The following is a 2,813-nucleotide window of genomic DNA, read 5'->3' on the forward strand; positions in this document are numbered from 1 at the left end:
AGTTTCGCTTCGTCGCCTGCGCCTTCCCTGATCGAAAGTTGCGCCAACACCGCCCCTTTCCTCATCGTGAGTTCCAGCGAGCCGAGATCGAGTCTCCCCCGATCCATAAAGGCCTCCTCCCCGAAACCGCCCACCGTCACCGGCTTTTTCGCGTCCTTGCGCATACGTGCGAATGCATCGCCGGGACCAATCCAGATTTCAAACTCATCCTGGCCATTGGCAAACTCATAGGTACACGACTTGGCATCAGCCAGCGTGTCACCTTTCGGCATTCCCTTCAGCTTACTCAGGACCTGCTCGACCTCTGCTGTTGTCAGCAAGGTACAGGGATTGAGGCCTGGCGGGGCGGCTTCGATCGGAAGACTCACAACCATCACCGGGATCGCACACAGCACAACACGACCAATCCAACCGACTGCGGGAAAATCCATGCACCCTCTCCTTTCTGTGGGAACAGCGTGCGGCTGTCAATGGGATAGCCCCGCAATCTTGTGCTCCGCCATTTAGCGAAACAACAACTCAGGGGGCTCAGAGTCAGGTGAAGAGTCTATGCTCGCTGTGGGAGGAACGCAATGAGCTGACGCGAAGGAAAGAGGTTCTTCCTGAGAGAAGGACGGCTCCGAGCCGCGATAGTTCGTGTCGAAGCCACATGGCCAAAACACCTCGCGAAGCGTCACGGCCTAAGGTTTCAAATATCAGGTTTGATGATGAACTTGAAACGTTGAACATGAAACCTGGGATTCAGGATCACAGAAACGACATATATTGTTGCGACGGCGTATCGGCGGTTGTAGGAGAGCCGCTCCTGAATTATTAGGCCAACCCACAATATTCACGAACACTTCTACTGCCCTGCTTCCTGAACTCGATCAGCCGTATGACCAGCCGCCTCATTCAACGTCCGTTCCACCCCGCGAGCCTTGTCCATCGGGGTCTGGATAGCATCGACGGACTGACGAACCGCTTGATCGACGACCGAAGGTGCCTGTGAGGCCTGCGACTTCTCGACCGGCGTCTCACGTTGACAACCATGCAACCCAATTATCAGGACGAGTATCAACAGCGGAAGGACTCGCTGATAGCCGATGGTCATACGCACCTCCATCCCCTCAATACTCGAGCTTGATCTGTTTCAACCGCCGGAACTGATGGATTAATGACCCCTCACCGCCGACATTCCAGCTCACCTTCCTGTTCGTATCCATATTCGGGACAAGCGGAGGCCGCAGCGCGCGGGAACGATAAAGATGGTTCCGGCATACTTGTGACGGTACGATGGAACGCGACGGAGCGCAAAATATTTGGTGAATCCGTCGATCATGCAAAAATCAGCCAGGGCCGCACCAGATTTCTGCACAAGACCGTCAGCGACCGCACGACCATGCTCGCCTCAATCTCATCCCGCTCTTTCCCATGCTCCCCACGCTGCGTAGGGACAACAATTCTGTCGACGCGTAGCCGGCTATCGCCGGATAGCTACCAGCAGTGCTACACGTGAGGCATGACAGAATGCCTGGTCCCCCCAACCTGTTATCCAACCAATTCTTGGCGAACCCGATCGTCGCTCTTTCTTGCAATCTCACCGGAAGCTATTGCGCCCGCTAAGGCAATCTGAACGTTCATTCAGGGTCATGCACAATTCAATCATCGACCTCTACGGTTTTTGGCGGAAGAGGATTGACAATTTCTCTTACCTAGGATACTGCTCCCATCAGAAACGTAAGGGAGAAGAACCTTCCACACAGACTCGCAAAACTACTCAGGCTCACTCAGTATGGCGTATTCAGAATGCCGCACGCTCCATGACGCGTCCGACTCGCGAGAGCAACCGTCAAATGATTAGGAACCAATCTTACTTTGACGCGATCGGAAGACCCCAACGCGCCCTCTCGCATTTTCTCAACCATCACCAAAATCCAACCATGGAAGGGATGCACAACGCCGGTCATTCGGGAAAGCCTGTCGCGAAGAAGCAGCGAACGTTCTGGCTCGTGAAAAAGGAGAGCGATCGATGAAAACATTGGTCTTAGCCAATCAGAAGGGCGGCGTGGGGAAAACGGCGATTGCCTGCCAACTGGGGTACTTCCTCGTCGAAATGCTCAAGAAACGGGTCTTGATCATTGACTTAGACCATCAAGGGAACACGTCGAAAAACATCGGCACCTCCAAGTTGGCCACCATCTCATCCATCACGGCCAACCAACTGTTGACCGAACCGGTGACCACCATTGAAGGCGGCACCTTTGTAGTGATTCCCTCACACGGCGATCTGCTCAAACTCGAGAGACGAGAAGAAGATCACAACCAGTTTGCCAATAATCTCCGGTTGTTCCTCAACGAAATGGATGACCGATTTGATGTGGCCATCATTGATACGAATCCAAATCCCGATATCCGGGTGCTCGCGTCACTGGTGGTGGGTGATTTTGTGCTGTCGCCCATACAGCTGAATCAAGAAGCAGTCGACGGCATCGCGGCACTCCGGGCGCAGGTCCTCAAGATACAAAGCACCCTGAACAAAGATCTTCGATTCATCGGCCTGCTTCCGAATCTGGTCGAGCCCACGCCCTTTCAACGCGCCAATTTCGACCAACTCTGTACGGCCTTTGCCTCGCTGTTCATTCGACTGGAGGACGGCCGGATGGCCGCCATTCCGTCACGCACGGCGGTGGCGGAAGCCCAGGCGATGGGAGCGCCGATCTGGACATTACAGAAAACCAGTTCTCGAGAGGCATGGCTGCATCTGAAGCCGATCTTTCAAAAGGTGGCTCATACGATGGGGGTGATGGAATGAAAAAACCACTGATCGCGAC

Annotated in this window: 3 protein-coding genes; 1 reads left to right on the top strand and 2 read right to left on the bottom strand. The window is 54.3% G+C overall.

Annotation, left to right across the window (positions count from 1 at the left end; genetic code table 11):
- Both ACMTNU_RS20350 and ACMTNU_RS20355 read right to left on the bottom strand, forming a co-directional pair.
- Window positions 1–431 (bottom strand): hypothetical protein (locus tag ACMTNU_RS20350; protein ID WP_413937122.1); only part of this gene is annotated, 431 nt, incomplete at its 3' end.
- Window positions 432–844: 413 nt separating this feature from the next.
- Window positions 845–1,093, bottom strand: coding sequence for a hypothetical protein (locus ACMTNU_RS20355; RefSeq protein WP_413937123.1), 249 nt, complete (start codon window positions 1,091–1,093; stop codon window positions 845–847).
- A gap of 918 nt (window positions 1,094–2,011) precedes the next feature.
- Here ACMTNU_RS20355 and ACMTNU_RS20360 point away from each other — a divergent pair.
- A complete protein-coding gene (locus ACMTNU_RS20360; RefSeq protein ID WP_413937124.1) occupies window positions 2,012–2,794 on the top strand; it encodes a ParA family protein in 783 nt (260 codons plus the stop codon).
- The last annotated feature ends 19 nt before the right edge of the window (window positions 2,795–2,813 follow it).

The sequence above is a fragment of the Nitrospira sp. BLG_1 genome (assembly GCF_047338595.1).
Classification (GTDB): Bacteria; Nitrospirota; Nitrospiria; order Nitrospirales; family Nitrospiraceae; genus Nitrospira_D.

Excerpts from the sequence above, each read along its gene's own strand:
- ACMTNU_RS20355 (WP_413937123.1), bottom strand. The coding sequence starts at position 1,093 with ATGACCATCGGCTATCAGCGAGTCCTTCCGCTGTTGATACTCGTCCTG.
- ACMTNU_RS20360 (WP_413937124.1), top strand. The coding sequence starts at position 2,012 with ATGAAAACATTGGTCTTAGCCAATCAGAAGGGCGGCGTGGGGAAAACG.